The sequence below is a fragment of the Streptomyces sp. NPDC005820 genome (assembly GCF_040630255.1).
Classification (GTDB): domain Bacteria; phylum Actinomycetota; class Actinomycetes; order Streptomycetales; family Streptomycetaceae; genus Streptomyces.
Window position 1 is genome coordinate 24,035 of sequence record NZ_JBEXXE010000053.1, and the last position, 26,782, is coordinate 50,816.

Annotated in this window: 15 protein-coding genes; 3 read left to right on the forward strand and 12 right to left on the reverse strand. The window is 72.9% G+C overall.

The genetic code is table 11. The features are described from left to right. Positions 1-659: 659 nt before the first annotated feature. Entirely contained in the window at positions 660-941 is a 282-nt protein-coding gene (locus ABZ464_RS43500) for a chorismate mutase (protein ID WP_359287458.1), read from the forward strand. A gap of 703 nt (positions 942-1,644) precedes the next feature. Next, positions 1,645-2,688, forward strand: coding sequence for an LPXTG cell wall anchor domain-containing protein (locus ABZ464_RS43505; protein ID WP_359287459.1), 1,044 nt, complete (start codon positions 1,645-1,647; stop codon positions 2,686-2,688). A 129-nt stretch (positions 2,689-2,817) separates the two neighbouring features. Here the strand turns inward: ABZ464_RS43505 and ABZ464_RS43510 are convergent, their stop codons facing one another. The 9 genes from ABZ464_RS43510 to ABZ464_RS43550 all read right to left on the reverse strand — a co-directional run bounded on the left by ABZ464_RS43510 (position 2,818) and on the right by ABZ464_RS43550 (position 20,439). Continuing rightward, positions 2,818-4,614, reverse strand: a complete 1,797-nt coding sequence (locus ABZ464_RS43510; RefSeq protein WP_359287460.1) for a GMC family oxidoreductase — start codon at positions 4,612-4,614, stop codon at positions 2,818-2,820. Between the two features lie 98 nt (positions 4,615-4,712). Next, positions 4,713-6,344: a succinic semialdehyde dehydrogenase gene (locus tag ABZ464_RS43515; protein WP_359287461.1), complete on the reverse strand. Its 1,632-nt coding sequence runs from the start codon at positions 6,342-6,344 to the stop codon at positions 4,713-4,715. Between the two features lie 487 nt (positions 6,345-6,831). After that, positions 6,832-7,632, reverse strand: a complete 801-nt coding sequence (locus tag ABZ464_RS43520; RefSeq protein WP_359287462.1) for a serine/threonine-protein kinase — start codon at positions 7,630-7,632, stop codon at positions 6,832-6,834. Positions 7,633-7,679: 47 nt separating this feature from the next. Then, positions 7,680-9,320, reverse strand: coding sequence for a serine/threonine-protein kinase (locus ABZ464_RS43525; protein ID WP_359287463.1), 1,641 nt, complete (start codon positions 9,318-9,320; stop codon positions 7,680-7,682). Between the two features lie 51 nt (positions 9,321-9,371). Next, entirely contained in the window at positions 9,372-11,210 is a 1,839-nt protein-coding gene (locus ABZ464_RS43530) for a serine/threonine-protein kinase (RefSeq protein WP_359287464.1), read from the reverse strand. Positions 11,211-11,269: 59 nt separating this feature from the next. Further along, positions 11,270-13,168, reverse strand: coding sequence for a serine/threonine-protein kinase (locus ABZ464_RS43535; protein ID WP_359287465.1), 1,899 nt, complete (start codon positions 13,166-13,168; stop codon positions 11,270-11,272). A gap of 168 nt (positions 13,169-13,336) precedes the next feature. Next, positions 13,337-16,213 carry a protein kinase gene (locus ABZ464_RS43540; RefSeq protein ID WP_359287466.1) on the reverse strand — a complete coding sequence of 959 codons (2,877 nt, stop codon included), beginning with the start codon at positions 16,211-16,213 and terminating at the stop codon, positions 13,337-13,339. Positions 16,214-16,365: 152 nt separating this feature from the next. After that, positions 16,366-18,525: a serine/threonine-protein kinase gene (locus ABZ464_RS43545; protein WP_359287467.1), complete on the reverse strand. Its 2,160-nt coding sequence runs from the start codon at positions 18,523-18,525 to the stop codon at positions 16,366-16,368. Between the two features lie 207 nt (positions 18,526-18,732). After that, on the reverse strand, positions 18,733-20,439 hold the full coding sequence (locus tag ABZ464_RS43550) for a glycerol-3-phosphate dehydrogenase/oxidase (protein ID WP_359287468.1): 1,707 nt from the start codon (positions 20,437-20,439) through the stop codon (positions 18,733-18,735). Positions 20,440-20,711: 272 nt separating this feature from the next. On the opposite strand from ABZ464_RS43550, the gene ABZ464_RS43555 reads away from it, so the two are divergent. Then, positions 20,712-21,920: a nucleotide sugar dehydrogenase gene (locus ABZ464_RS43555; protein ID WP_359287469.1), complete on the forward strand. Its 1,209-nt coding sequence runs from the start codon at positions 20,712-20,714 to the stop codon at positions 21,918-21,920. A gap of 570 nt (positions 21,921-22,490) precedes the next feature. Here the strand turns inward: ABZ464_RS43555 and ABZ464_RS43560 are convergent. The 3 genes from ABZ464_RS43560 to ABZ464_RS43570 form a co-directional block, all read right to left on the reverse strand. Next, positions 22,491-23,615, reverse strand: a complete 1,125-nt coding sequence (locus tag ABZ464_RS43560; protein ID WP_359287470.1) for a GuaB3 family IMP dehydrogenase-related protein — start codon at positions 23,613-23,615, stop codon at positions 22,491-22,493. A 114-nt stretch (positions 23,616-23,729) separates the two neighbouring features. Continuing rightward, positions 23,730-25,235, reverse strand: a complete 1,506-nt coding sequence (gene guaB / locus ABZ464_RS43565; RefSeq protein ID WP_359287471.1) for an IMP dehydrogenase — start codon at positions 25,233-25,235, stop codon at positions 23,730-23,732. A 155-nt stretch (positions 25,236-25,390) separates the two neighbouring features. Then, complete coding sequence (locus ABZ464_RS43570) at positions 25,391-25,978, reverse strand: sigma-70 family RNA polymerase sigma factor (protein WP_359287472.1); 588 nt, start codon at positions 25,976-25,978, stop codon at positions 25,391-25,393. Positions 25,979-26,782: the final 804 nt, after the last annotated feature.

The window sequence follows — 26,782 nt, forward strand, 5'->3', positions numbered from 1 at the left end:
GTGGATGGAGGCCAGGCCCGACTCGGCCGGTGGACAGGGCGCTGCCGCCCGACTCGGCCGGTGGAGGATGGAGGCCAGGCCCGACTCGGCCGGTGGACAGGGCGCTGCCGCCCGACTCGGCCGGTGGAGGATGGAGGCCAGGCCCGACTCGGCCGGTGGAAAGGGGCGCTGCCGCCCGACTCGGCCGGTGGACAGGGCGCTGCCGCCCGACTCGGCCGGTGGAGGATGGAGGCCAGGCCCGGCTCGGTCGGTCGGTCGGTAGGGTGCTGGCGTCTGGCTCGGTCGGTGGAGGGTGGGGCACGGATCGAGTCGGTCGGGGGGGACAGGGCACTGCAGGCCCGCTCGGTAGGCGAAGAGCGTGCCCGCTGGTCGGCTCGGTGGGTGGCGGGGGCCAGAGGGCCGCTCAGGGGGGCGGAAAGGGGGCCCGTCGGCCGGCTTCGGGGCGCGGAGAGCGCTGTGGCATACTCGGGGCATGCGCGAGCTCTCGACCTTCCTCTTTAGCTATGGCAACCGGCCCACCGGCTGCCATGGTCGTGCTGCTTGAGCTACTGACAAGCGACTTCCCCAGGCGCCCCGGGCCGACAAGGTCCGGGGCGTCTGGCGTTTTCCGGGTTGTCGGTCGGTTCGGGGCCTCAGCTCACCACACCAGGAGGCCCCCTATGACCGCCCTCGACGTGACAGGTGCCCGTACCGACGAGGCCGCCGATGTGATCACCGGTGCGCGGGAGCGCATCGACGCCCTCGACGACCGGATCATCGGGCTGATCCAGGAGCGCGCGGCCGTGTCCGCCGTGATCCAGGAGGCCCGGATCACCTCCGGCGGCCGGCGGGTGAACCTCTCGCGCGAGATGGAGGTGCTCGGTCACTACAGGGACGCCCTGGGCAAGCCCGGCACCGCCCTCGCGATGACGCTGCTGGAGCTGTGCCGGGGTCGTATCTGAGTTCGGGCGCCCTCTCACCCGTACGGCGCGTGACCGCCGTCGGCTCCGCTTCGTTGGTCCCGGTGTCCGTTCCAGCCAGGTGCGGGCCCGGAAGTACCACGCGTGGCTCACTGGAGCGATGAGGCGGACGGATCGTGCCGTGCGTCGTGGGACCTCGCTCCAGGCAAGTGACCGGACGGCAGGGGACAGCAGCCCGGTCACCCCAGAGAACGGTCGGCCTCGGGGACGCCCGGGGCCGATCGGCGGAGATTGCAAAAATGCACAAGGACTGGGTCAAACGGTTGCGGGCGCCGCGCTCATCCAGCACGATGCGTAGAAAGCCCTCACAGCTCCAAGTCCCGTCCCGGACAACCGTATTGTGCGATTTGTCGCGTTTCGACGCACTTTGCCCCGGATGACTTTCAGAGGTACAGACCAATAGTGCGGCGCAACCCCCCGGCGCCGCCTCCCAGGCACCGGCGCTGCCCTGACGCCGGTGCTGACGATAAGAAGGGCCCCGCGGCCTCCGCCCCGCGAGGCCCTTCGTCGTGCACCCGCGACCCACCCCGACCTCCGGCAAATGTGACGCACATCACATAAAGATCCCGTGAGGTGGGGACAACTGTTCCCCGTGCTCCCGGGTCACACCTAGCGAAACACAGGTCACGCCTGCGCCCCACATTCGCGGAAGGCCTCCCCCTACAGTCGATCTCCCGAGGTCTTCATGAAGCTCCGCCGGACTCTCCTCACCACCGCCGCGACCGCCGCGATGATTCCGCTCGCCCTGCTGTCGGGGGCGCCGGGAGCGTTCGCCGAGGAGTCCGGCTCGCCGTCCGCGAGCACCTCCGAGTCGCAGACCGCCGCCGCGCCGGAGTCGGACACCTCGGACACGTCGAGCCCGTCCGGCTCCGCGTCCGACACCAGCTCGCCCTCGGCGTCCGATTCGCAGACCGGCAGCGCCTCCGGCTCCCCGTCCGGCTCGGCCTCGCAGTCCTCCTCGTCCTCGGCGAGCGCCTCGGCCTCCACGAGCGCGTCCGCGACCGGGAAGCCGTTCGACCCGTTCACGGACTGCAAGTCCTTCGAGCTGGACGACAACCTCACCGCGCAGATCGAGGGCCTGCCGAACAAGATCGTGGCCGGTTCCGGCTGGCACGGCTTCACCTTCAAGGTCCGCAACGACTCCGACCAGGACCTCACGAACGTCTACATCGACGCGTTCATCGAGTACGGGGACGACAACGACGCCCTGCTGTCCGACGGCCTCGCCGTCATCCAGGTCAAGGAGGACGGGAAGTGGACCAACGGCTTCCAGGACTCCTACGAGGACGAGAACGGCGAGGCGGTCAAGGTCACCGGCTCCTTCGTCGGACTGCTCGACACCCTCGAGAAGCACAGCTCCAGCACGCTCGACCTGCGGGTGAAGGTCAAGGCCTCGGCCCCGGCCGGCTCGTCGTTCGCGCTCAGCGAGGCGATCTACGCGGGCAAGGACGCCACCTGCCACGGCAACGGTGACTTCTACGACGTGAAGATCCTCGCCGCCGGCAGCGACACCGGTGACGTCGACGACGCCAAGCCGAACGGCAACAAGCCCGACACCGACGACGGCACCCGGGCCCAGGGCGGCGCCAAGCCGATCAGCGGCAGCCTCGCCTCCACCGGCTCCGACTCCTCGCTCCCCGTCATCGGCCTCGTCGGCGGTGTCGCCGTCCTCGCCGGGGCGGGAGCGGTCGTCGCGGTCCGGCGTCGGCAGAGCGGCGCGCACGCGTAGGGCGCCGCCACGGAGCAGCGAAGGGGACCTGCGCTCGGAGGGGGGTGCAGGTCCCTTTCGCTTGCCCTTTCGCTTGCCCTTTCGCTTGCCCCCGTCACGCCATGACCACTTCTCCAGCCGCTGCTTCGGCTACTTCTTCGGCGGCATCGTCGGCGGCACCGTCGGCATCCCCAGGAACGGCAGGCGCAGCGCGCCGAACGCGTCCGCCGGGACGGCCGGGGTCTGCGGTTCCACCGGCTTCAGCCGCTCGTACGCCACTCCCTGCGCCGGACGCGGGTCCGCCTCGCCCTTGTTCGGCCAGAACGACATCGCCCGCTCGGCCTGGGCGGTGATGGTGAGGGAAGGGTTCACACCCAGGTTCGCCGAGACCGCCGCGCCGTCGACGACCGAGATGCCGGGGTGGCCGTAGAGGCGGTGGTACGGGTCGATGACCCCGGTCTCCCGGGAGTCGCCGATCGGACAGCCGCCGAGGAAGTGGGCGGTGAGCGGGGTGCCCATCAGCTCGCCCACGTTGGAGCCGGCGAAGCCGTTGATGTCGGCGGCGATCGCGGAGGCGGCCTCGGAGGCGGCCCTGATCTGCTTGGGGTTGGGCGCGCCGTGGCCCTGGCGGGCGGTCAGCAGCCCCTTGCCCACGCCCGTCTGCTTGAGATACGTCGTCAGCGAGTTGTCCAGGGACTGCATCACCAGGCCGATGATGGTCCGCTCCGACCAGCGCCTGTTGGACAGCGAGCGCAGGACCAGCAGGGGGTGGCGGGCGGCGTTGGCCAGCCAGCCGGCCACCCGTGAGGAGCCCTCCGCGTACGGGACCTGGAGGATGGACAGGCCGCCCATGGAGTTGGAGCCCTTGCCGTAGCGGACCGGCTCGATGTGGGTGTTCTCGTCCGGGTGGATCGAGGAGGTGATGGCGACGCCGCGGGTGAAGTCGACCTTCGGCGCGCCGGTCGCCCTGCGGTAGCGGCGGTCGTCGGTCTGGGCGCCGACCAGCGCCTCGGAGTTGGTGCGGGTCAGCTCGCCGAGCCGGTCCGACAGGTACGGCAGCTGCCCGTTCGCCTTCATGCGGTGCAGCAGGGTCTGGGTGCCGTAGGTGCCGGCGGCGAGGACGACCCGTCGGGCCTTGAAGATTCGGCCCTTCGAGCGGCCGCGCGCGTCGGTCGGGAGGGTCGCCACCGCGTAGCCGCCCTGCGAGTCGTCCGTGACCGACACGACCGTCGTCATGGGGTGGACGACCGCGCCCGCCTTCTCGGCGAGATAGAGGTAGTTCTCGTTGAGGGTGTTCTTCGCGCCGTGCCGGCAGCCGGTCATGCACTCGCCGCACTCGGTGCAGGCGTTGCGGGTGGGGCCCGCGCCGCCGAAGTAGGGGTCCTCGACCTGTTCGCCGGGTGCGGCCTTCGCCTGCCCCTCGGCGTCCTTGCCGTCGCCGAAGAAGACGCCCACCGGGGCGAGGTGGAAGGTGTCGCCGACGCCCATCCGCTCGGCGGCCGCCTTCAGATGGACGTCGGAGGGGGTCGTCGTCGGGTTGAGCCGTACGCCGAGCATGCGGCGCGCCTGGTCGTAGTACGGGCCCAGCTCCTCCTGCCAGTCGGTGATGTCCCGCCACTGGGGGTCGTCGAAGAACGGCTTCGGCGGGACGTAGAGGGTGTTGGCGTAGTTCAGGGAACCGCCGCCGACGCCCGCGCCCGCCAGGACCATGACGTTGCCGAGGAGGTGGATGCGCTGGATGCCGTAGAGGCCGAGCTTGGGGGCCCAGAGGTAATTCCTCAGGTCCCAGGAGTTCCTGGGGAGGGTTTCGCGGGTGAAGCGGCGGCCCGCTTCCAGGACGCCGACCTTGTAGCCCTTCTCCGTGAGGCGCAGGGCTGTCACCGAGCCGCCGAAGCCGGAGCCGACGACGAGGACGTCATAGTCGTGGGCGTGGGTGTCTTGGGGCACGGGGTCTCCTCGTCGAGTTTCGCGTGCGGGCCGGATGGGGCTGGTCGCGCCCGGGCGGCGGAGCCGCGTATCGATACAGCCCCGCGCCCCTGGGGCGGCTACCTGAGCCGGAGAGCCTTCATCACCCGCAGACTCGTGCTCATGAACGCGGCGTACTTCTCGTCGTCCATGCCCAGCGCCGGTGCCATCGGCAGGAGCCGCTGCTGGGCGACCGTCTGGGCCTCCGTGTACTTGAGGATGCCCTCCGAGCCGTGGCGGCGGCCGAGGCCGGAGTCCTTCATGCCGCCCATCGGGGACTGGACGCTGCCGTACGCGGGGGCGTAGCCCTCGTTGACGTTGACCGTGCCGGTGCGCAGCCGGGCGGCGACCTCGCGGCCCCGTCGGCCGTCCTTCGTCCATACCGATGAATTCAGGCCGTACGGCGTCGAGTTGGCGAGCTCGATCGCCTCCTCGTCCGTCTTGAAGCGGTAGATCGAGACGACCGGGCCGAAGGTCTCCTCGCCGCACACCGCCATGGGCTCGGTGACGCCGTCGAGGATGGTCGGCTCGTAGAAGTAGGGGCCGATGTCCGGGCGGGCCACACCGCCGGCGACCAGCTTCGCGCCCTTGGCCACTGCCTCCTCGACGTGCCGGGACACGGTCTCCAGCTGGCGTTCGCCGACCAGGGAGCCCATGTCGGCGCCGTAGGCGAGGGAGTTGCCGAGGCGCATGCCCTTGGTGCGGGTGGCGAAGCGCTCCAGGAAGGCGTCCGCGATCGACTCGTGGACGTAGATCCGCTCGATGGAGATGCAGAGCTGGCCGGCGGAGGAGAAGCAGGCGCGGACGGCGCCCGCGGCGGCCTTCTCTATGTCGGCGTCGTCGAGGACCAGCATGGCGTTCTTGCCGCCGAGTTCGAGGGACACGCCGACCAGGCGGGCGGCGGCGCCCTGGGCGACCTCGCGACCGGTGCGGGTGGAGCCGGTGAAGGAGACGTAGTCGGCGTGCCGGACGACCTCGGGGCCGACGACCGGGCCCTCGCCGAGGACGACCTGGAAGACGTCGGCGGGCAGACCGGCCTCGATGAGGAGGTCGCGGGCCCACAGGGCCGTCAGACAGGTCTCCGTGTCCGGCTTCATGACGACCGCGTTGCCCGCGACGAACGCGGGGAGCGCGTCGCCGACGGAGAGCTCCAGGGGGTAGTTCCAGGGGGCGATCTGGCCGACGACTCCGCGCGGGTGGCGCAGTTCGGTGACCTTGGTGAGGGTCGGCATGGCGCCGGCGTGCCGCTTCGGCCGCAGATAGGCGGCGGCCCGACGGCCGTAGTGGCGGGCGGCGACCGCGACGGCCTGGACCTCCTCGTGGGCGTGCAGGCGCGCCTTGCCGGTCTCCAGCTGGATCAGGTCGAGGACCTCGGCCTGGCGGGCCAGGACCAGGTCGTGGAAGCGGAGGAGGACGGCGGCGCGTTCGCGTACGGGCGTGCGCGCCCACACGGCCTGTGCGGCGCGGGCCGCCTCGTAGGCCTCGAGTACGTCCTCGGGGGTGGACTCGGGCAGGTCGGCGAGCTTCTCGCCGGTGAACGGCGTGTGGTTCGTGGTGCGGCCGGAGCCGACGACGCCCTTGGTGAGCTGGGCGACGAGCTGGGGGGTGACCACGTCGGCGGCGGTGCGGACGCCTGCGGGGGCCGGGGCGAGGGGGTTCGTACCGGCCGTGGTCGTCGTAGCGGTGGCTTCCGGGGCCTGCGAGTCCGTCATGAGGCGCAGGGTATGCCGCGGGAAGGACTTTGGGTACCCGCCGGTAACGGGGATTCACCGACCGTCCACACGACGCCAGTACCCACTGGCAACGAAGCCGCTGATCAGGCCGCCGATCGGGTTCGGAGGCCCGGGTTCGGAGACTCGGGTGCGGCGGCTCGGGTCGGTGGCCCGAGTCGGTGGCCCGGGTGCGGCAGCCCGGGTCGGCGGCTCGGGTGCGGCGGCCCGAGTCGGTGGCCCGGGTGCGGCGGCCCGAGTCGGTGGCCCGGGTGCGGCGGCCCGAGTCGGTGGCCCGGGTGCGGCGGCCCGGGTCAGCGGCCCGGGTGCCGTGGCCCGAGTCGGCGGCCCGGGTGCGGCAGCCCGGGTCAGCAGCCCGAGTCGGCGGCCCGGGTGCGGCAGCCCGAGTCGGCGGCCCGGGTCGGTGGACCAGGTCAGCGGCTCGGGTGCGGCGGCCCGGGTCAGCGGGCCCGGGTGCCGTGGCCCGGGTTCAGTGGCTCGTGGTCGCTACCCGGGTTCGGGAAGCCGCGATCACCGCTTCCAGTTCCGTCGCGGCCTGCGCCGGGTCCGGTCGGCGGTTCGGGTCGGGGGTGAGCAGGCGGCTCACCAGGGGGTCCAGCGGGCCCGGGTCCGCCACGGCGGTGCGCAGCAGGGCGCCGAGCGAGAACAGGTCGGAGGCGGGGCCGGCGGCGCGGCCCGATCCGTGCTCGGGGGCGGCGAAGTCCAGCGCGTCGGTCGGGGAGCCGGTGGACGGGTCGGGGGCGTGGGCCAGGCCGAAGCCGGTGAGGACGACCCGGCCGTCCGGGCCGAGCAGGACGTTCGCCGGTGTCACCGCGCGGTGGACGATGCCGACCGCGTGCGCGGCGCGCAGGGCGCCGAGGACGGCGAGGCCGATGCGGGCGGCCTCGGCGGGGTCGAGGGGGCCCCGGGCGAGCGCCTCGTGCAGGGACTCGCCCCGGATCAGCTCCATGACGATCCAGGGCGGTCCGTCGCCGGCCGCCTCGGGCTGCCCGTCCTCCTCGACCACGTCGAGGATGGCGACGGCGGAGGGGTGGTCGACGAGGGCGGCGGCGCGGGCCTCGTGGTGGAGGCGGTGGGCGGCCCTGCGGCGGTCCTCGTCCCCCGGTCCGCCGGGCAACCGGGTCTGTTTGACGGCGACCTCCCGGTCCAGGAAGTCGTCGTGGGCCCGCCAGACGGTGCCCGTGGGGCCGGAGCCGATCCGTTCGAGCAGTCGGTAACGCCCGCCCGCGACAAGGTCGTTGACGCCTATGGGGGCGCCGTCGTCACTCATGCCTCATGACTACCACGAGCGCCGCGCGCCACGGCGGGCATCCCGGTCTACGGCTTGTCGAGGTCCAGGTTGGCGATCGCCGTCCGGGCCACCTCCCGGCCCCGCGCGGTGAAGTCGCCCTTGCCGGGGTAGCCGATCAGCAGCTTGTACATGTCGCCGGCGGACGACCGGTAGTAGAAGATCCGCAGCTCGCGCGGGCGCGGGTCCTGACTGTCATCGGTGGTATAGACCACGGTGTTCTCGGCGGCGGGCCCCCCGTCCCCGTACGTGGCGTTGTCGTCGGTCTTCGTGCGCGGCTTCTTCGGCATGTCGAGCTCGTAGCTGCCGGACTCCTTGAAGTCCCCGTCGTCGGCGTACATCTCGGCCGCCGCCGAGGCCTTGATCTCCTTGCCGGTGTCCTCCGCCTTGCGCGCCACCTCCAGGACGACGGAGATCGCGCCGCTCGGGTCGGTGTAGGCGACCCAGTGCTCGTCGTCCCTGCGGTCCTTGTCGGGCTCGCTGCGCACATAGGCGCCGGGCACGGCGAGCGTCGCGGTGACGTCCTTCTCGTGGTGCTTCGACCAGCCGCCCGGGAGCGGCCCGGCGAACGGGTCGGCGATCAGCACGTACGCCGTCGCGGCCGCCGCGAGGACCGCCGCTCCGAGCGCGGTCCATGCCGTACGGCCCATGCGGCGCCGGCGTACGGGAACCTCGCTCGTCCGGGCGGGCGCGTCGACGGCCGGGACCGGCTGCGGGAGCGGCGCGGGCGGATTGACGGCCGCCTCCAGCAAGGCCCGTACCTGCGCGGCGGCGGGGCGGCGGGCCGGGTCCTTGTCGAGCAGTCCGTTGACGGCCTCGGCGAGCGGGCCCCGCGCGGCGGCGGGCGGGGCGGGCACGGCGTGGAGGACGGACTGGAGCGTGGCGGGCGTGTTGCTGCGGCGGAACGGCGACACGCCCTCCGTGGCCGCGTACAGCACCACGCCGAGCGACCACAGGTCGCAGGCGGGGCCGGGACGCTGGCCGAGCACCCGCTCGGGCGCGATGTACTCGGGTGAGCCGACGAAGCCGCCGGTGTCGGTCAGGCTGGTCTCGCCCTCGATGTGGGCGATGCCGAAGTCGGTGAGGACGATCCGGTCGTGGCGGCCGAGGAGGATGTTGTCCGGCTTCACGTCCCGGTGCAGGATGCCCGCCGCGTGCGCGGCCTCCAGCGCGGCCAGCACCTGAAGGCCGATCCGGGCGGCCTCGCGGGCGCTGAGCGTGCCCTCCTGGAGGACGCTGCCGAGGGAGCGGCCGTGGACCAGCTCCATCACGATCCAGGGCTGTCCGTCGACGACGGCGACATCGTGCACGTTGACCACGGCGGGGTGGTCGAGCCGGGCCGCCGCGCGCGCCTCGCGCCGCATCCGCTCGAAGGCGTTGGCCCGTTCACGTTCGGGAAGGTGGTCCGGTACGCGGGGTTCCTTGACGGCGACCTCGCGGTCCACGATCTCGTCCTTGGCCCGCCACACCGTGCCCATGCCGCCGTGCCCGAGCTTGGCGAGCAGCCGGTAGCGGCCGGCTATGAGCCGCCCGACGCCGGGCTCGCCCGGCTGTGGGGGGATCTGCGGGACGATCTGCGAAAGCGCGGCGGCCGCCTGCGGGTTCGGCGGTTGCAGAACAAAACTGGTCGTCTCGTCGGACTCGTGGCCGACGCCCCCGTGCTGACTCATGGGTCCATCCATATCGCGCCAGGCGGGCCGGTTTCCACCGGAGAACGGCAACTACCGTGTCACGAACGTGTCGACCGCGACGTCGAAGTACTCCCGTGCCTCCCGCACCTTCCCGACGGGCGCCGACACCCACACGTCGTACAGCCGCCCGCCCTCCTCCCAGCACAGGTCGTAGGTGTGCCGGGGGCCCTCCGCCGCGCTGAAGCCGTCCCAGGTGAACTCCCAGAGCGCGGCGGGATCCCCGTCATGGGTGGTCTCGGTGACCGTGCCGTCGTGGTAACCGGGGTTGGTGTCGGGGCCTTTGGCGGCCGCGCGCCGCATCACGCCCAGGGGGCCGCCCGACTCGGGGTCGGAGACCTTGATGCCGAGGCGGAACGTCTCCCCGGAAGACATGTAGAACACCCGCTCGCCCTGCGGCACGCGCGTGAAGTCCTCCGGCACGGCGAGGGCGAACCCGGCGGGGTCGTCGGCGACGCGGTAGCCGGAGGGGGCGCTGGGGCGGTCGTCGGAGGCGGGGCTCGCGGCGCCGGAGGCCGTGGCGGACGGGGGTGGTGTGGCGGACGAGGTGCGGGACGACGTGGACGAGGTGGGCGAGGTGGTCGTGGGGCGGGGGCTGCTCGCCGAGCCTCCGGCGGTCGGTCCCGCCCCGGGGCCCGTCGACTCCCGGGACGCCGAACTCGTAGGAGAGGAACCGCCGCCGTCGCCGTCGCGGTTCACCAGCAGCGCCGCCGCCGACACGCCCGCGCCCGCCATCGCGGCGACCAGCAGCGCGGCGATCAGCACACCGCGCGAGGAACGCTCCCGGGCGGGCAGCGGCTCCGAGCCGAGCCGGGTCTGCTCCGACTCCGGCCGGGCGTGCTCCGACCCCGACGGGCCCGACCCCGACGCCCCCGACCGCGACGGTTCGGACCGCCGGGACTGCTCCGCCCGCGCGTCCTCCGGCTGCCGGGGCTGATCCGACCGCGCGGAGGGCCGCCGGAACCTCCCGGTCGGCCGGGAGCGGGCCGGCAGGTCCTCCTGGGTCGGGGTGTAGCCGGAGCCCACGGACTCCGGCGTACGCCCGGTGTCGAGGTAGGCGCGCAGCAGCCGTTCCGCTTCCGCCGGTGCGAGCCGCCGTTCCGGATCGCGCTCCAACAACCCCCGAACGACGGGCAGCAGCGGAGCGGCCTCGGCGGGGGTGCGGATCTCGGCGAACACGACGGCGTGCAGGATGCCGCCCAAGGAATCGCGCCGGAAGGGCGATTCGCCGCTCAGCGCGGTGCACAGCAGCGCGCCCAGCGACCACAGGTCGGACTCGGGGCCGGTACGGGCGCCGGACATCCGCTCCGGGGCGGTGTACTCGGGCGAGCCGACGAAGGAGCCGGTCTCGGTGAGCGTGGTGGCGCCCGCGACCTGCGCGATGCCGAAGTCGGTGAGGACGACCCGGTCGCTGTCGCCCTCCAGCAGGACGTTCGCCGGCTTGATGTCCCGGTGCAGGACCCCGGCCGCGTGCGCGGCGCGCACGGCGCCGAGCAGGGCGATGCCGATACGGGCCGCCTCGTCGGGGGCGAGCGGGCCGTGCTCGGCGATCCGGTCGGCCAGCGAGCCGCCCTTGATCAGATCCATGACGATGTACGGCCGTTCGTCGTCCTCGACGACGTCGTGCACGACGATGATGTGCGGGTGGCTCAGCTGGGCCACCGCGCGGGCCTCGCGCAGTGTCCGGTCGCGGCGGCCGCGCGCCTCCTCGGCGGAGAGCGTGCCGTCCTGGATCAGCTCCTTGACCGCGACACGCCGTCCCAACAGCTCGTCCGTGGCACGCCACACGACGCCCATGCCGCCCCGCCCGAGCTTCGCCTCGAGTCGGTAGCGGCCCGCGATGACGCGGACGGCGTCCCCCTCGGTCCCCATGGGCCCATCATGCCCCACCGGATGTCCCCGCTCCGGGTGGCCGACCGGCCAACCCCCCGTCAGGAGGCGCTGGGTTCCCGCCAGCTCTGCAGTATGACTTTGAACTGTTTGGCGGTGGTGGCCCAGTCCTTCGCGGGGGAGGACATGTAGATCGCGTACTCCGTGCCGTCACGGGAGATGTACGTCTCCTCGACCGCCCGGCGCGGCCCGGGGAACTCCGAGTCCTTGGCCAGCGCGGTCCAGGTGTACTCCCACTCGGAGCCCTCGCGGTCGCGGTAGACGTTCTTCTCCAGCTTGACCGTCTCGTAGTCCACCAGCCGCTCGAGCTGCTGTTCGAGGTCCTTCTGGTGGGCGTACGGGTCGTCGTAGTCGGGCGACTTGTCCAGGGCGATCCGGACGAAGTGCTCGCCGCCGTCCGGGGAGTAGTCGATCTGCTGGAGGTCGCCGTCGTCCTGGTAGACCGACCGCTTCCAGGTGTCGTCGGGCAGCGAGAGCCCGAAGCCCAGCTCGTCGTCGACCTGGACCCAGGAGTCGGGCACGTTGCCCCCGCCGCCGGTGGCCGAGGCGCTCGGCGAGGCGGAGCCGGAGGCAGCCGCGGACCCGGCGGAGCCCTGCCGGTCCTGGTCCCACTTCTGCAGCGCCACGGCCGTACCCCCGCCGACCAGCGCGGCGACGACGACCACGAGCGCGAGCGTCCGCAGCCGACGGCGGCGCGGGGGCTGGGCGGCGGCCGGGGCGGGGGCGAGGTGGACGGGGCCCGAGTGCATGGACTGCGGGACGGGTCCGGAACCGGTGCCGGAGTGCGGGACTCCGCCGGCGGTGCCTCCGGTGGCGCCGGGGACGGGCGTCGACGCCTCCGCCGGTCCGGCGTGCGCCCCCGATCCGTACTGCGCTCCTGACGCGTACTGCGACCCGGACGGATACGACGACCCGGAGTCGTACGAGGATCCGGACGGATACGACGACCCGGAGTCGTACGAGGATCCGGACGGATACGACGACCCGGAGTCGTACGACGACCCCGTACCGTTCGTCCCGCCGTCGGGCCCCCCGAACTGCTCCGGGCCCTGGGACCGGCCGGGGTGGGCGTAGCCGCCCGGACCGCCGAACTGGGTGGGTACGAAGGCCTGTGCCGCGTTCGGGCGGCGCCCTTCGGCGGCCTCGGCGAGGAGTTGCTCGGTCTCGGAGGTGGAGGGCCGGCCGGCCGGGTCCTTGCGGAGCAGGGCGGCGATGACGGGGCCGAGCGGGCCGGCGTACTGCGGATCGGCGGCCTCGTCCTCGACGACGGCCTGCAGGGTGCTCAGCGCCGAGGTGCGGCGGAACGGCGAGCGCCCCTCCACCGCCGTGTACAGCGTCGCGCCGAGCGCCCACAGGTCGGAGGACGGGCCCGGGTCCTGGCCGCGGATCCGCTCGGGGGCGAGATAGTCGACGGAGCCGACGACCTCTCCGGTCCGGGTGATCGTCGTGTCGCCCTCGATCTGGGCGATGCCGAAGTCGGTGAGCAGGACCCGGCCGTCGTGCGAGATGAGCACGTTGCCGGGTTTGACGTCACGGTGCAGGACTCCGGCGGAGTGCGCGGCGCGCAGGGCGCGCAGCACCCACAGGCCGATCCGGGCGGCCTCGGCCGGCTCGACCCGGCCGTCCTCCTTCACGGCGTCGGCCAGCGAACGGCCCTCGACCAGCTCCATCACGATCCACGGCCGGCCGTCGTGTTCGAGCACGTCGTGCACGGTGACGACGGCGGAGTGGTTGATCCGCGCCGCCGCGCGCGCCTCGGCCCGGGTGCGGGCCAGCAGGACCGCCTGGTCGGCCGCGGCGACGTAGAGGGCGGCGGTCAGCTCCTTGATGGCGACCGCCCGGTGCAGCAGCTCGTCGTGCGCCCGCCACACCCGACCCATGCCACCGCTGCCGATGGTGTCGGCGAGCCGGTAGCGGCCCGCGAGGAGCAGGCCCTGCATCTGATTCACGTTGCCCCGCAATGCTCTTGACAGGGTCAGCGTAAAGACCGGGATGCGTCCGGGGAACCAGGGGGGTGCCAAGGAGACAGCACTGTGACGGTTGTCGCTTCTCGGGCCGTTCGGGAACCGGCGAAACCGAGCGCTCGCTCAGCCGGTGTACGGGTGTGCTCAGCCGGTGTACCGGTAAGTGGCCGCCGCCTGCTCGTAGAGCCGGGTGACCTCGTCCCGTTCGGCCTCCGGCCCGCGCACCTGTACGACGTGATAGCGGCCGTCGATGAGGATCGCGAGGTTGCGGACGTACAGCTCGCGCCCGCCGTCGGACCAGGTGAACTGCCCTTCGGCCATGGTGCGGGTGCCCACGGTCGTGGTCCGCAGCCCGGAGGCGGTCGCCCAGCTGGAGTCGCGGTACGGCTGGAGCTCGCTCTCCTTCTCCCGCTGGTAGACCATCGGGTCGCTGCCGTTGGCGGAGGCGCTGTCCCTCCCCGGTACGACGATCAGCTCGAAGTCGCCGTGGGAGTAGACGATCTGGCCGCGCCCGTTCTTGCCGGTGCGGTCCCAGCCGTTGGCCACGGCGATCTGGAAACCGGCGGCGTCCTTGCGGAGGGTGAAGCCGTCGGCGACGTCCGCGCCGGAGCCGGTCTGGGGTTCGGTGGCCTCCGCGCTCGTACTGCTGCCCGGAGAGGTCTGGTCGGGCCGGGGCTCGCTGCTCGCGTCGGGGGCCTGACCGGCGGGTGCGCTCGCCGAGGCGGTGGCCCCGGTGTTCTGGGCGCCGCCGGTCGCGGTCGCGCCCTCCTCGTCGGCCTTGGGCATGAAGAGGACGGCGTAGGCGACGGCACCGGCCAGCAGCAGCAGGATCAGCACCAGCAGGGTGCGGCCGAGGCTGCGCGGGGAACGGCCCGTGTCCTGCCGGGCCCGCTTGTGGCGGCCGTGCGTCGCGGGCAGCCCGGCGCGCCGTCTGCGCACCAGTTCGCCCTTGCGGCGCACGATCGGCAGCCGGCGCGGGTCGGTGGGCGGCGCGGCGACGACGTACGTGCCCGCCTCCGGCTCGGGCGCTGACCGCACCAATGAGCGCAGCCAGCCGCGCAGTTCCTCGAAGTCCAGGCGCTCGGTGGGGTCCTGGCGCAGCAGCGACTCCACGACCGGCCGGAGCGGGCCGCACTCCTCGGCGAAGGCGGGCGGCTCGGCGCACACCATCTGCACCAGCTCCGCCGTCGACTCCTCCGGGTAGGGCGCGTGTCCTTGTACGGCCCTGAAGAGCAAGGCGCCGAGCGCCCACAGGTCGGTCGAGGGACCGATCGGCGCGGCCAGCTGCCAGTTCTCGTGCACCGGGCCGGCCTGCTCGGGCGCCCAGCGCTCGGTGACGGGGCCGACGACCGCCATCCGGGCCTGCCGGGCCCGCTCGGCGGCGAGCGCGGTGGCCGGCCCCCGGCGAACGGCTCCACCGGACACTCCGGCGGCCACGAGGTCACCCCAACGGGCCCCGGACCGGCCGTCGCCCACCACCCCGCCGGGCTGCGCCGGGACGGGGACGGGCGACTGCCCCGCGGCCGTGGGGACGGGCGGGTACCCTCCGGCGGCACCGGGGGCGGGAACAGGGGCGGAGCCCGGTACGGCGTTCGGTGCGGGCGCGCCTCGTACGCCGTACGGGTCGACGATCTGTCCGGGCAGTCCGGAGGGAACACCCGTGGTGCCGCCGAGAGCTCCGGGGGTACCGAGAGCTCTGGGAGCACCGAAAGCACCAGGAGTACCGGCGCCAGCACCGGGAAGCGTGCCGGGTGCGCCGTACGGTGAGGCCGTCACGGGGCCCTGGTCGTTCTCGGCGGGCGTGCGGGCCCCCGGCAGGGCCGCTCGGCCGTTCTGCTGGGACTCCTGGACGCGGGCCGCGGCGCGGGCGCCCGCGCGGTAGGCGGCGATCGCCCCGGCGCGCGCGGCACGGATGTCCCCGCCGGTCTCCATGGGCGTCTGCCGGGCGACCTCACCCGACGGCCCGGCGTCGGTCACCGGCTCCCCCGCCGGTCCGGGCAGCGCACCGGCCCCGCGAGCCTCTATCGCGGCACGCCGAGCCGCCTCGGGATCCTCACCGACGGCCCCTCCGCCGTGCGCACCGACGGCCCCGCCCCCAGACCCGCCGCCGAAGGCCCCACCGGACCCACCACCCGACTGCCCGCCGGAAAGCCCACCGGCACCACCCGGCTGCCCGCCCAAAGCAGCGCCGGCGCTACCCGGCTGCCCGCCCAAAGCACCACCGGCGCCCCCCACGCCTCCCCTCCCCGCCCCACCGGCGGAGCCGCCTGCGCCTGCGGGACGCGTCCCGTTGCCCATCGCGCCGGGCCCCGTGGCAGGGCCGCCCGGGCCGGCCGGGCCCGGAGGCGGGGCGGAGGCCTGGACCGGTGTGATCGGTGTTCCCGGTTCCTCCGTCGGCACCGGGTCGTAGCCGCACAGCGCCTCCTCCGCCGCGCCGACCGCGAGGCCGGTCAGCATGACGCGGCCGTCGTCGCAGACGAGGACGGTGCGGGCGGTGATGTTCCGGTGCACCCAGCCGTGCGCGTGCAGCACCCGCAGGGCCGTGAGCACGTCGGAGGCGACCTCGGCGGCCCGGTACGGGGTCAGCGGCTGCTCGGCGAGGAGCGCGGCGAGCGGCCGGGCGGCCACCAGTTCACTCACTATCCACAGCGAACCGCCGTCGGCGAACACGTCGAAGACCTGGTCGAGCCGGGGGTGGTCGGGAATGCTCGCCGCGGCCTGCGCGGCCTCCACGGCGCGCCGTACGACGGGATCGGCGGGCCGCCGGGTGCTCGCGCCCCCGCGTGCGCCGGGGACCCGCCCGGCGCCGCCCCGGTGCTCACGCGCCGTGAACCCCTCGGGGAGCCCTCCGGCGTCCAGCACCTCGGCCTCGACGACCTCGGGCAACGGCACCTGGCGGACCAGGACTTCCTGTCCGCTGTAGGTGTCGAAGGCCCGCGTCTCGGTGAGTTCGTACTCGTCGGAGGGGGGCACGGGCAGGCGGTAGCGGTCGGCGAGTACCCGTCCCGCATAGTCGTCCACGTTGCCTCCCCCGGCCGCCCGGTCGGTCAAATCCGTTCACCACACGACCCGTTACAGCCGTATCCGGCCACGGAGCCGCTGCGCACGGTCCGCAGCCCTTCACGATACGTGCCGGAGGCAACTCTCCGAGAGGGGATGCCGGATCCGGACCGCTACTTCTTGGGCGTGAAGGTGTCCGTGAGTGTCTGCCAGGTGCTCTTGCGCAGTGCGGTGGACCACTTGGCGGCCTTCGCCGTGTACATCAGCGCGTACCCCTGGCTGTCGTTCACGACGAAGCCGCGGTCGACGACGCGGTACGTGGTGCCGCTCTCCGCGTAGGTGAACTCCCAGTCGGCCGTGTTCCAGCCGCGGTAGTTCACCGCCGCTATTCGGATCTTCTTGTACTGCGAGCGCGTCATGTAGCGCTCCTGGTTCTTCCAGTCGGCGACCGGGTCGTCCTTGGGTGTGGTCGTCCAGGCGACCAGCAGCCGCTGCCCGTCGGGGCCGGTGAACCGGTCGCCGGCGGAGCTCGACGTCTGGAACTTCCAGCCGGTGGGCAGCCCGATCGAGTAGCCCTGGCTGCCCTTGTACGTCGTCGCCGCCAGGCTGTCGCCGGTGGCCGACACGTCGGAGCCGGTGCCGCCGGCCGTCGTGGTGTTGCTCGGCGACGAGCCGGATGCGGCCGAGCCGGTGGACTGCGCGGTGGCCCCGTCCGTACGGGTGCCGCCGCTCTGGTCCTCCTTGGTCTCGGCGCTCGCGCTCGCACTGCCGCCGGCCACGCTCCTGCCGCCGCTCGCGCTGTCGCCGTCACCGCCGCCGAGGGTGAGGGCCAGCACGGTGCCGAGCACCGCGAGCACCACCACCACGGCGATGATCACCAGGGTGCGCTTCGGCACGACGTCGGTCAGCGGCGCCCTCGGCACCGGCCGCGGCGGCAGGTCCGGCGGGGTCATCACGGGCCAGCCCGAACTCCGGCCGCCCGTGGCGCCGTTCGCAGCACCCGTCGTACCACCCGTCGTGCCGTTCGTACCGCCCGTGGAGCCCTGCCCGCCCCGGCCGGCGCCCCCGGCGGAACCGGATCCGACGGTGGGCGTCACGGCGGTGGGCGCGGAGCCGGCCGTCGCGGACGAGGCGGCGGGGGCCGTAGTCGTCCGGGTGGCGGGCGCCGACGCGGTCGCCGCGCCGGTGCGCCGGGAATCGCTCGTCCCCACGGACGGGGAGGCAGTGGTGGCGGACGCGGCGGGGGCGGAGGCCGCCCGGGTGTCCGAAGCCGCCGTACCGCCGCCGGACTTGGCGCGGGACGCGGCCGCCGTGGACGCCGCCCCGGCCGCGACGGCGGCCTTCTTGCGGACGGAGCGCAGTGCGCCGCGCAGCTTCTCGCCCGCCTCCGCGGCCGAACTCCCCTTGCTCTCGGGGCCGTCCGGCTGGACCGGGATCGGCACGAGCCGGGTGGCGTCGGCCGGCTCGGCCTCCTTGGGGTCGGGCGCGTGGATCACGTCGTTGAGCATCGCCCGCGCGCCGGCGTCGTCGAGCCGCCGCTGGGGGTCCTTGGTGAGCAGCCCGTAGATGACGTCCTTGAGCGGGCCGGCGTTCTTCGGCTCCTCAAGCGGCTCGGTCATCACCGCGGTGAGCGTCGCGATCGCGGAGCCCTTGTCGTACGGCGGGGAGCCCTCGACCGAGGCGTAGAGCAGACCGCCGAGCGACCACAGGTCGGCGGCCGGGCCGGGCTTGTGGCCGCGGGCGCGCTCCGGGGAGATGTAGGAGGGGGCGCCGACGAGCATGCCGGTGGAGGTGATGGACGGGTCGCCCTCGACCTGGGCGATGCCGAAGTCGGTGAGCACGACCCGGCCGTCCTCGGCGATCAGCACGTTGGACGGCTTCACGTCGCGGTGCAGGATGCCCTCGCGGTGCGCCGAGCGCAGCACGTCGAGGATCGCGAGCCCGACCTCCGCGGCGCGCCTCGGTTCCAGCACGCCGTCCTCACGGATGACCTCGGCGAGCGACTTGCCCTCGACGAGTTCCATCACGATCCACGGCCGGTCGTCCTCCTCGACCACGTCGAAGACCGTCACCGCGCTGTTGTTGCGGATCCTGGCGATGGCCTTGGCCTCGCGCAGGGTCCGGGTGATCAGCCGGCGCTTCTCGTCCTCGTCGATGTTCCCCGGGAACCGCAGCTCCTTGACGGCGACCGTCCGGCCGAGGGTCTCGTCCTCGGCGCGCCACACCGTCCCCATGCCGCCGCGGCCGAGTACGCCTCCCAGCCGGTACCGACCGGCGAGGAGACGTGCGCTCTTGTCCTGACGGGATGCCCCCGCCCGCTCCGCCTCCGACATGCGTCCCCTCATGCAACCCGCCCTGAAAGAGCCTCCATTGTCCCTCACCCGACAAGTGCCCGACGCCCAGGGTGCCCCTCACCCTCTGGAGGCAGGGAAGCGTTCCGGCCAGAGGGTGCGGCGCAGTCCGGCCAACGCCCAGGTGACGCCCTGGCGCAAGGCCTGCCCCCGTCGTGAACAGGCCTTGTGGCGACCGGAGTTCGACGGTCAGAGCGGCACGATGTCCGGCGCCCCGAGCCGGGCCGCGTCCGCCGTCAGGTCGTCGGGCTGGAGCTGGGACTCGCGCTCCGCCTCCACCCGCTTCTCGTAGTGCTCGACCTCGCGCTCGATCTGGTCCTTGTCCCAGCCCAGCACCGGGGCCATCAGCTCGGCCGCCTCCCGGGCGCTGCGCGTGCCGCGGTCGAAGGTCTCGATGGAGATACGGGTGCGCCGGGTCAGTACGTCGTCCAGGTGCCGCGCCCCCTCGTGCGAGGCGGCGTAGACGATCTCGGCGCGCAGATAGTCGTCGGCGGCCTGGAGCGGTTCGCCGAGGGAGGGGTCGGAGGCGATGAGGTCGAGGACCTCCTCGGCCATCGCCCCGTAGCGGTTGAGCAGATGCTCCACCCGCACCACGTGCAGCCCGCTGCGGGCGGCGATGCGCGCCCGCGCGTTCCACAGCGCCCGGTAGCCCTCGGCGCCGAGCAGCGGCACGTCCTCGGTGACGCAGTCGGCGACCCGCATGTCCAGCCCGTGCACGGCCTCGTCGACGGCGTCCTTGGCCATCACGCGGTACGTCGTGTACTTGCCGCCGGCCACGACGACCAGTCCGGGCGCGGGGTGGGCGACGGTGTGTTCGCGCGACAGCTTGCTGGTGGCGTCCGACTCGCCGGCCAGCAGGGGCCTGAGGCCCGCGTAGACGCCCTCGACGTCGTCGCGGGTCAGCGGCACCCTGAGGACCGAGTTGACGTGCTCCAGCAGATAGTCGATGTCGGCGCTGGAGGCGGCCGGGTGGGCCTTGTCGAGGTCCCAGTCGGTGTCGGTGGTGCCGACGATCCAGTGCCGGCCCCAGGGGATGACGAACAGCACGGACTTCTCGGTGCGCAGGATCAGACCGGTGGAGGAGCTGATGCGGTCGCGTGGCACGACGAGGTGGATGCCCTTGGAGGCGCGGACGTGGAACTGGCCGCGCTCGCCGACCATCCCCTGGGTGTCGTCGGTCCACACCCCGGTGGCGTTGACGATCTGCCGGGCGCGGACCTCGTACTCGCCGCCGCCCTCCACGTCCTGCACCCGGGCTCCGACGACCCGTTCGCCCTCGCGCAGAAAGGCCGTCACCCGCGCGCGGTTGGCGGCCTTCGCGCCGTAGGAGACCGCGGTGCGCACGAGGGTGGCGACGAAGCGGGCGTCGTCCATCTGGGCGTCGTAGTACTGCAGGGCGCCGACGAGCGCCTCCTTGCGCAGGGCGGGGGCGACGCGCAGGGCGTGACGGCGGCTCAGATGGCGGTGCAGGGGCAGGCCCCGGCCGTGGCCGCGGGCCATGGACATGGCGTCGTAGAGCGCGACGCCCGAGCCGGCGTACCACCGCTCCCAGCCCTTGTGCTGGAGCGGGTACAGGAACGGGACGGGCTTGACCAGGTGGGGTGCGAGCCGCTCCAGCAGCAGTCCGCGTTCCTTCAGGGCCTCGCGGACGAGGGCGAAGTCGAGCATCTCCAGATAGCGCAGTCCGCCGTGGATCAGCTTGCTGGACCTGCTGGACGTGCCCGACGCCCAGTCACGCGCTTCGACCAGGCCCGTGGACAGGCCCCGGGTCACGGCGTCGAGGGCGGTACCCGCGCCGACCACTCCGCCTCCCACGACCAGCACGTCCAGCTCCCGCTCGGCCATGCCCGCCAGTGACTCGGCTCGCTGTGCCGGCCCCAGTGTCGCTGTCCTCACCGCTGCCTCCCGCTGTCCGTCGCGCCGGCCGCACCTTCAGGGCGAGGCCCGCTCGGTGTCCCCCTGCGTGTTCCCCTGCCCAAAATTCTGACCGCCTTGCCCGACTTCAGCCACCACTCGCCCCCAGCCTGTGGACAACTCTCACGGAACACAGTCGATCAATCCCGCATAACAGTCATATTTACTCCTAGTCTGACATTGCGCTCGCCCATCCTGTCCACAGGGCTTGCGCACCTGTCCCGCTTCGGTTACTGGGAAGGACGGCCCACGCCATGCCCGCAGATCTCGCCGTCATCGGACTCGGCCCGCTCGGCCTGCCCCTGGCCCAGGCCGCGGTGGCCGCGGGCCTCCCCACCCTCGGCTACCGGACGGGACCCGAGACGGGCTCGCTCAGCGCCGCCGAACTGCGCCGGATGCTCTCGGGGGGCTTCCGGACCGCCACCGACCCGGCCGGGCTGAGCCGGGTGCGGACGGCCGTCATCTGCGCGCCCACCCCGCTCGACGCGGGCGGCGGCCTCGACCTCGCCCAGGTGGAGGCCGCCGCCCGCACCCTGGGCGGCCAGTTGCGCCCGCACACCACCGTCATCCTGGAGTCACCGGTCCACCCGGGGACGACGGAGGACTTCCTGCGCCCGCTCCTCGAAGAGACGTCCGGCCTGCGCGCCGGACGCGACTTCCACCTCGCCTACTCCCCCAGCCGGGTGGACCCCGGCAGCCGCGCCTTCACCCCCGCGAACACCCCGAAGGTCATCGGCGGCCTCACCCCCGCCTGCACCGAGTCCGCCGCGGCCTTCTACGGCCGCCTCACCGACAAGGTGGTACGCGCGCGTGGCGTGCGGGAGGCCGAGACCGTGCACCTCCTGGAGACCAACTTCCGGCACGTCAACATGGCCCTCGTCAACGAGATGGCCGTCCTCTGCCACGACCTCGGCGTCGACCTGTGGGACGTCGTCCGCTGCGCCGAGACCAAGCCCTTCGGCTTCCAGGCCTTCCGCCCCGGCCCCGGCGTCGGCGGCCACTCCGTCCCCCTGGACCGCGCGGGCCTCCCCGGCAGCCCCCTGCGGATGGTCGAACTGGCCCAACAGGTCAACAGCCGTATGCCGCGGTACGTCGTCCAGCGCGCCGCCGCCCTGCTCAACGAACACGGGAAGTCGGCCCGGGGAGCCCGCGTCCTCCTCCTCGGCGTCACCTACAAGCCCGACCTCGCCGACCTGACCGGCACCCCCGCCCACGAGATCGCGATCCGCCTGATGGAACTGGGCGCCGCGGTCAGCTACCACGACCCCCACGTCCCCGCCTGGAGCGTCCTCGACCGCCCGGTCCCCCGCGCCGACTCCCTCTACGAGTCCGCCGCCGACGCCGACCTCACGATCCTCCTCCAGCACCACCGCACGTACGACCTCCAGGGCCTGTCGGTGAAGGCCCAGCTCCTCCTGGACACCCGGGGGGCCACCCCCACGGGGGCGGCGCATCGGTTGTGAAGGGGGGCGCGTGGGGTGCGGTGGGCCTGGGGGTGGTGGCATGGGGTGCCCGGCGCCAGTACGGTGGGAACAGGTGGAGCCCACCGCAGAGGGCACTGCGGCAGGCTCCTGGATGGATCACGGAGTGTCCGCCCCTAATGTGTGTGGGGGCGGCCGCTCACCATCCGAAAAGTCGCAAGATCCACCTCCTCTTGAACTGGACCATCCGAAGACGGACCCGGTCCCAGCGGGTGGGCTTGCGGTGGCGTCCCACGGGCGCCCCGTTCCACGATGCCGCCCAGTGGCCCGGGTGGACGGTCCGTTGGAACTCGGGCCGGGGACCGAGGGCCGGGGACCGAGGGCCGGGGACCGAGGGCCGGGGACCGGAACGATGTCCTTGGAAGGGGGCGACCCCACACAACTGGGGCGCCGGGAGGGACGCTATCGCCCGCGACCCCCCTGACCAGCCCGAATTCGCCCCGAACGCAACCGCGCGCCCCCTCCCCACCCCACACGCCCTCGCGCCCGTCCGGGCATGCCGAAGGGCCGGTCACCCGGGTGGGTGACCGGCCCTTCGTGGTGTTCTAGGGGTTACCGGCGGTGCTGCGAGTCCGCCACCGTCACCTCGACGCGCTGGAACTCCTTCAGCTCGCTGTAGCCGGTGGTGGCCATGGCGCGGCGCAGGGCGCCGAAGAGGTTCATCGAGCCGTCGGGGGTGTGCGACGGGCCCGTGAGGACCTCCTCGATGGTGCCGACCGTGCCGAGGTCGACCTTCTTGCCGCGCGGCAGCTCGTCGTTGACGGCCTCCATGCCCCAGTGGTGGCCCTTGCCCGGCGCGTCGGTCGCCCGGGCCAGCGGGGAGCCCATCATCACCGAGTCGGCGCCGCAGGCGATCGCCTTGGGCAGGTCGCCGGACCAGCCGACCCCGCCGTCCGCGATGACATGCACGTACCGGCCGCCGGACTCGTCCATGTAGTCGCGGCGGGCGGCCGCGACATCGGCCACCGCGGTCGCCATCGGGACCTGGATGCCCAGCACGTTGCGCGTGGTGTGCGCCGCGCCGCCGCCGAAGCCGACCAGGACGCCCGCCGCGCCGGTGCGCATCAGGTGCAGGGCGGCCGTGTAGGTGGCGCAGCCGCCGACGATCACCGGGACGTCGAGCTCGTAGATGAACTGCTTCAGGTTCAGCGGCTCGTGCGCACCGGAGACGTGCTCCGCCGAGACCGTCGTACCGCGGATGACGAAGATGTCCACGCCCGCGTCGACGACGGCCTTGGAGAACTGGGCCGTGCGCTGCGGGGAGAGCGCGGCCGCCGTGACGACGCCGGAGTCGCGCACCTCCTTGATGCGCGCGCCGATCAGCTCCTCCTTGATGGGGGCGGAGTAGATCTCCTGGAGGCGGCGGGTCGCCGTGTCCGCGTCGAGGTCGACGATCTCGTCGAGCAGCGGCTGCGGGTCCTCGTACCGGGTCCACAGGCCTTCGAGGTTGAGGACGCCGAGGCCGCCGAGCTCGCCGATGCGGATCGCGGTGGCCGGGGAGACGACCGAGTCCATGGGGGCGGCCAGGAAGGGCAGCTCGAAGCGGTAGGCGTCGATCTGCCAGGCGATCGAGACCTCCTTCGGGTCCCGCGTACGGCGGCTGGGGACGACGGCGATGTCGTCGAAGGCGTACGCCCGGCGGCCGCGCTTGCCGCGCCCGATCTCGATCTCAGTCACGTCTGTGGCCTTTCCCTGATGCGTTCAGCGTCTTCCAGTATCGCCGACGGGCACGACAAGGGCGGCCCCGGTGCGCCCGGGACCGCCCTGTACGGAGCTGTGCGCGGCTGCCGGCTACTTGTTGCGGCTGTAGTTCGGCGCCTCGACCGTCATCTGGATGTCGTGCGGGTGCGACTCCTTCAGGCCCGCCGACGTGATCCGCACGAAGCGGCCCTTCGTCTCCATCTCCTCGATGGTGGCGGCGCCGACATAGCCCATGGTCTGGCGCAGACCGCCGACCAGCTGGTGCAGCACGTTGGCGAGGGGACCGCGGTAGGGCACCTGGCCCTCGATGCCCTCGGGCACGAGCTTGTCGTCGGAGGCGACCTCGGCCTGGAAGTAGCGGTCCTTCGAGTACGACCGGCCCTGGCCGCGGGACTGCATGGCGCCCAGCGAGCCCATGCCGCGGTACGACTTGAACTGCTTGCCGTTGATGAACAGCAGCTCGCCCGGGGACTCCTCACAGCCCGCGAGGAGGCTGCCCAGCATCACCGTGTCGGCGCCGGCGGCGAGCGCCTTGCCGATGTCGCCGGAGTACTGGAGGCCGCCGTCGCCGATCAGCGGAACCCCTGCGGGGCGGGCCGCGAGGGAGGCCTCGTAGATCGCGGTGACCTGCGGGACACCGATACCGGCCACCACGCGCGTGGTGCAGATCGAACCGGGGCCGATGCCGACCTTGATGCCGTCGACACCGGCGTCGATGAGGGCCTGCGCGCCGTCACGGGTGGCGACGTTGCCGCCGATCACGTCGACGTTCACGCTGGACTTGATCTTCGCCATCCAGCTGAGGGCGTTGCTGTTGTGACCGTGCGAGGTGTCGACGACCAGGAAGTCCACGCCCGCCTCGGCCAGCGCCTGGGCCCGCTCCAGCGCCTCGGGGCTGGCGCCGACGGCGGCACCGACGATCAGCCGGCCCTCGGAGTCCTTCGCGGCGTTCGGGTACTTCTCGGCCTTGACGAAGTCCTTGACCGTGATCAGACCCTTGAGCAGGCCCTGGTCGTCGACCAGCGGAAGCTTCTCGATCTTGTGCTTGCGCAGCAGCTCCATGGCCTCGACACCGGTGATGCCGACCTTGCCGGTGACCAGCGGCATCGGCGTCATGACCTCGCGGACCTGACGGGTGCGGTCGCTCTCGAAGGCCATGTCGCGGTTGGTCACGATGCCGAGCAGCCTGCCGGCCGGGTCGGTGACCGGGACACCGCTGATGCGGAACTTGGCGCACAGCGCGTCCGCCTCGGCGAGCGTGGCCTCCGGGTGCACGGTGATCGGGTCGGTGACCATGCCGGACTCGGACCGCTTGACCAGGTCGACCTGGTTGACCTGGTCCTCGACGGACAGGTTGCGGTGCAGCACGCCGACGCCGCCGAGGCGCGCCATCGCGATCGCCATGCGGGACTCGGTCACCTTGTCCATCGCCGCGGACAGCAGCGGGATGTTGACCCGGACGTTGCGGGAGATTCGGGACGAGGTGTCGACCGCGTTGGGGAGCACCTCGGACGCTCCCGGCAGCAGCAGCACGTCGTCGTAGGTCAGCCCCAGGGTCGCGAATTTGGCGGGCACTCCGTCGACGTTGGCAGTCATGACACCTTCCCCAAATGGCCTTGATCGGTGCGGATGTCCATGCTAACGGGAAGTGCACCTCCCGAATTCCACGGTTGGACGCCGCTCCGGGCTTCGTATGTTCGTACGGAAATGTCGGCGCGCCTGTTCACTCGCCGCCGACGTATACGTCTTTTCTACTGTTCGGCGAGAGCCCGCAGTCGGCTCAGCGCCCGGTGCTGGGCCACCCGGACCGCTCCGGGTGACATTCCCAACATCTGACCGGTCTCCTCGGCGGTGAGGCCCACGGCGATCCGCAGCAGGAGCAGCTCCCGCTGGTTCTCGGGCAGGTTGGCCAGGAGTTTCTTGGCCCATTCGGCGTCGCTGCTGAGCAGGGCGCGCTCCTCCGGGCCGAGGGAGTCGTCGGGGCGTTCCGGCATCTCGTCGGAGGGGACCGCCGTGGAACCGGGGTGGCGCATGGCGGCCCGCTGGAGGTCGGCGACCTTGTGCGAGGCGATCGCGAAGACGAACGCCTCGAAGGGCCTGCCGGTGTCCCGGTAGCGGGGCAGGGCGAGCAGGACCGCGACGCAGACCTCCTGGGCGAGGTCCTCCACGAAGTGGCGTGCGTCGCCGGGCAGCCGGGAGAGCCGGGTGCGGCAGTAGCGCAGCGCCAGGGGGTGGACATGGGCGAGCAGGTCGTGCGTGGCCTGCTCGTCGCCGTCGACGGCGCGATGGACGAGCGGACCGATCGTCCCCACGGCAGTGACCGCCTCGTCGTCGCGCATCGGTCCATGGTGCACTGCGGCCGAAGCGTCCGCGGCACCGTGCTCGTCGTTGTGCACCGAAGCGTTATGAGCAGGTGCGCCGGAACTCATCCCCTGCGCCCTCCCCTTCCGCTCGACCGACTCGTCCCCGAGAGACTCCACATCTCAAGGATGCGGCATCGGCGGCGAAACGAGCAGCGGGCATCCGGAGGAGCCCGGCGCCGCCCCCGCCCACCAGGCCGGGGACCGACTTACCGACCCCTTCTGAACAGGGAGATTCCCTCATCCCCCGCTCCTCTCCACGGACCGGGCACCGACCTCGCGACACCCGAAGGAACCGACCGGATCCCCCGAACGACCCACCCCGACGCCCCCGCCCCACAACCCGACGGAACCCGCCCCCACCCAGGGGGACCACCCGCGAGCCTGCCGAAAACGGACGCCCGACCCGTGTCCCGGCGGGAGCGGCCCCCCGTCCCGGCGGGAGCGGACCCGTGTCCGGCGTAGGCCGGGCGGAGTCCGATGCGTTCGGCGGCGTCCAAAGGGGCCGGGCACTGTCGGCGGACGGCTTCCCCGCGTGGGCTCGGCCGGTCGCGGCGGCGCCACGGCCCAGACGGCGGACCGCCGGCACCTCGCGCCGCGCCCAGCGGAGCACCCAAGGCTTGACCGAGGAGCGCCCAGCGCTTGGCGGACCGAGAATCCGGGCCAGCCCGGCCGAGAACCCAGGGCCTGACCGACGCACGACCCAAGGCCTGCCCAGCCGAGAACCCAAGGCCAGCCCGGCCGAGAACCCAAGGCCTGACCGACACACGACCCAAGGCCTGC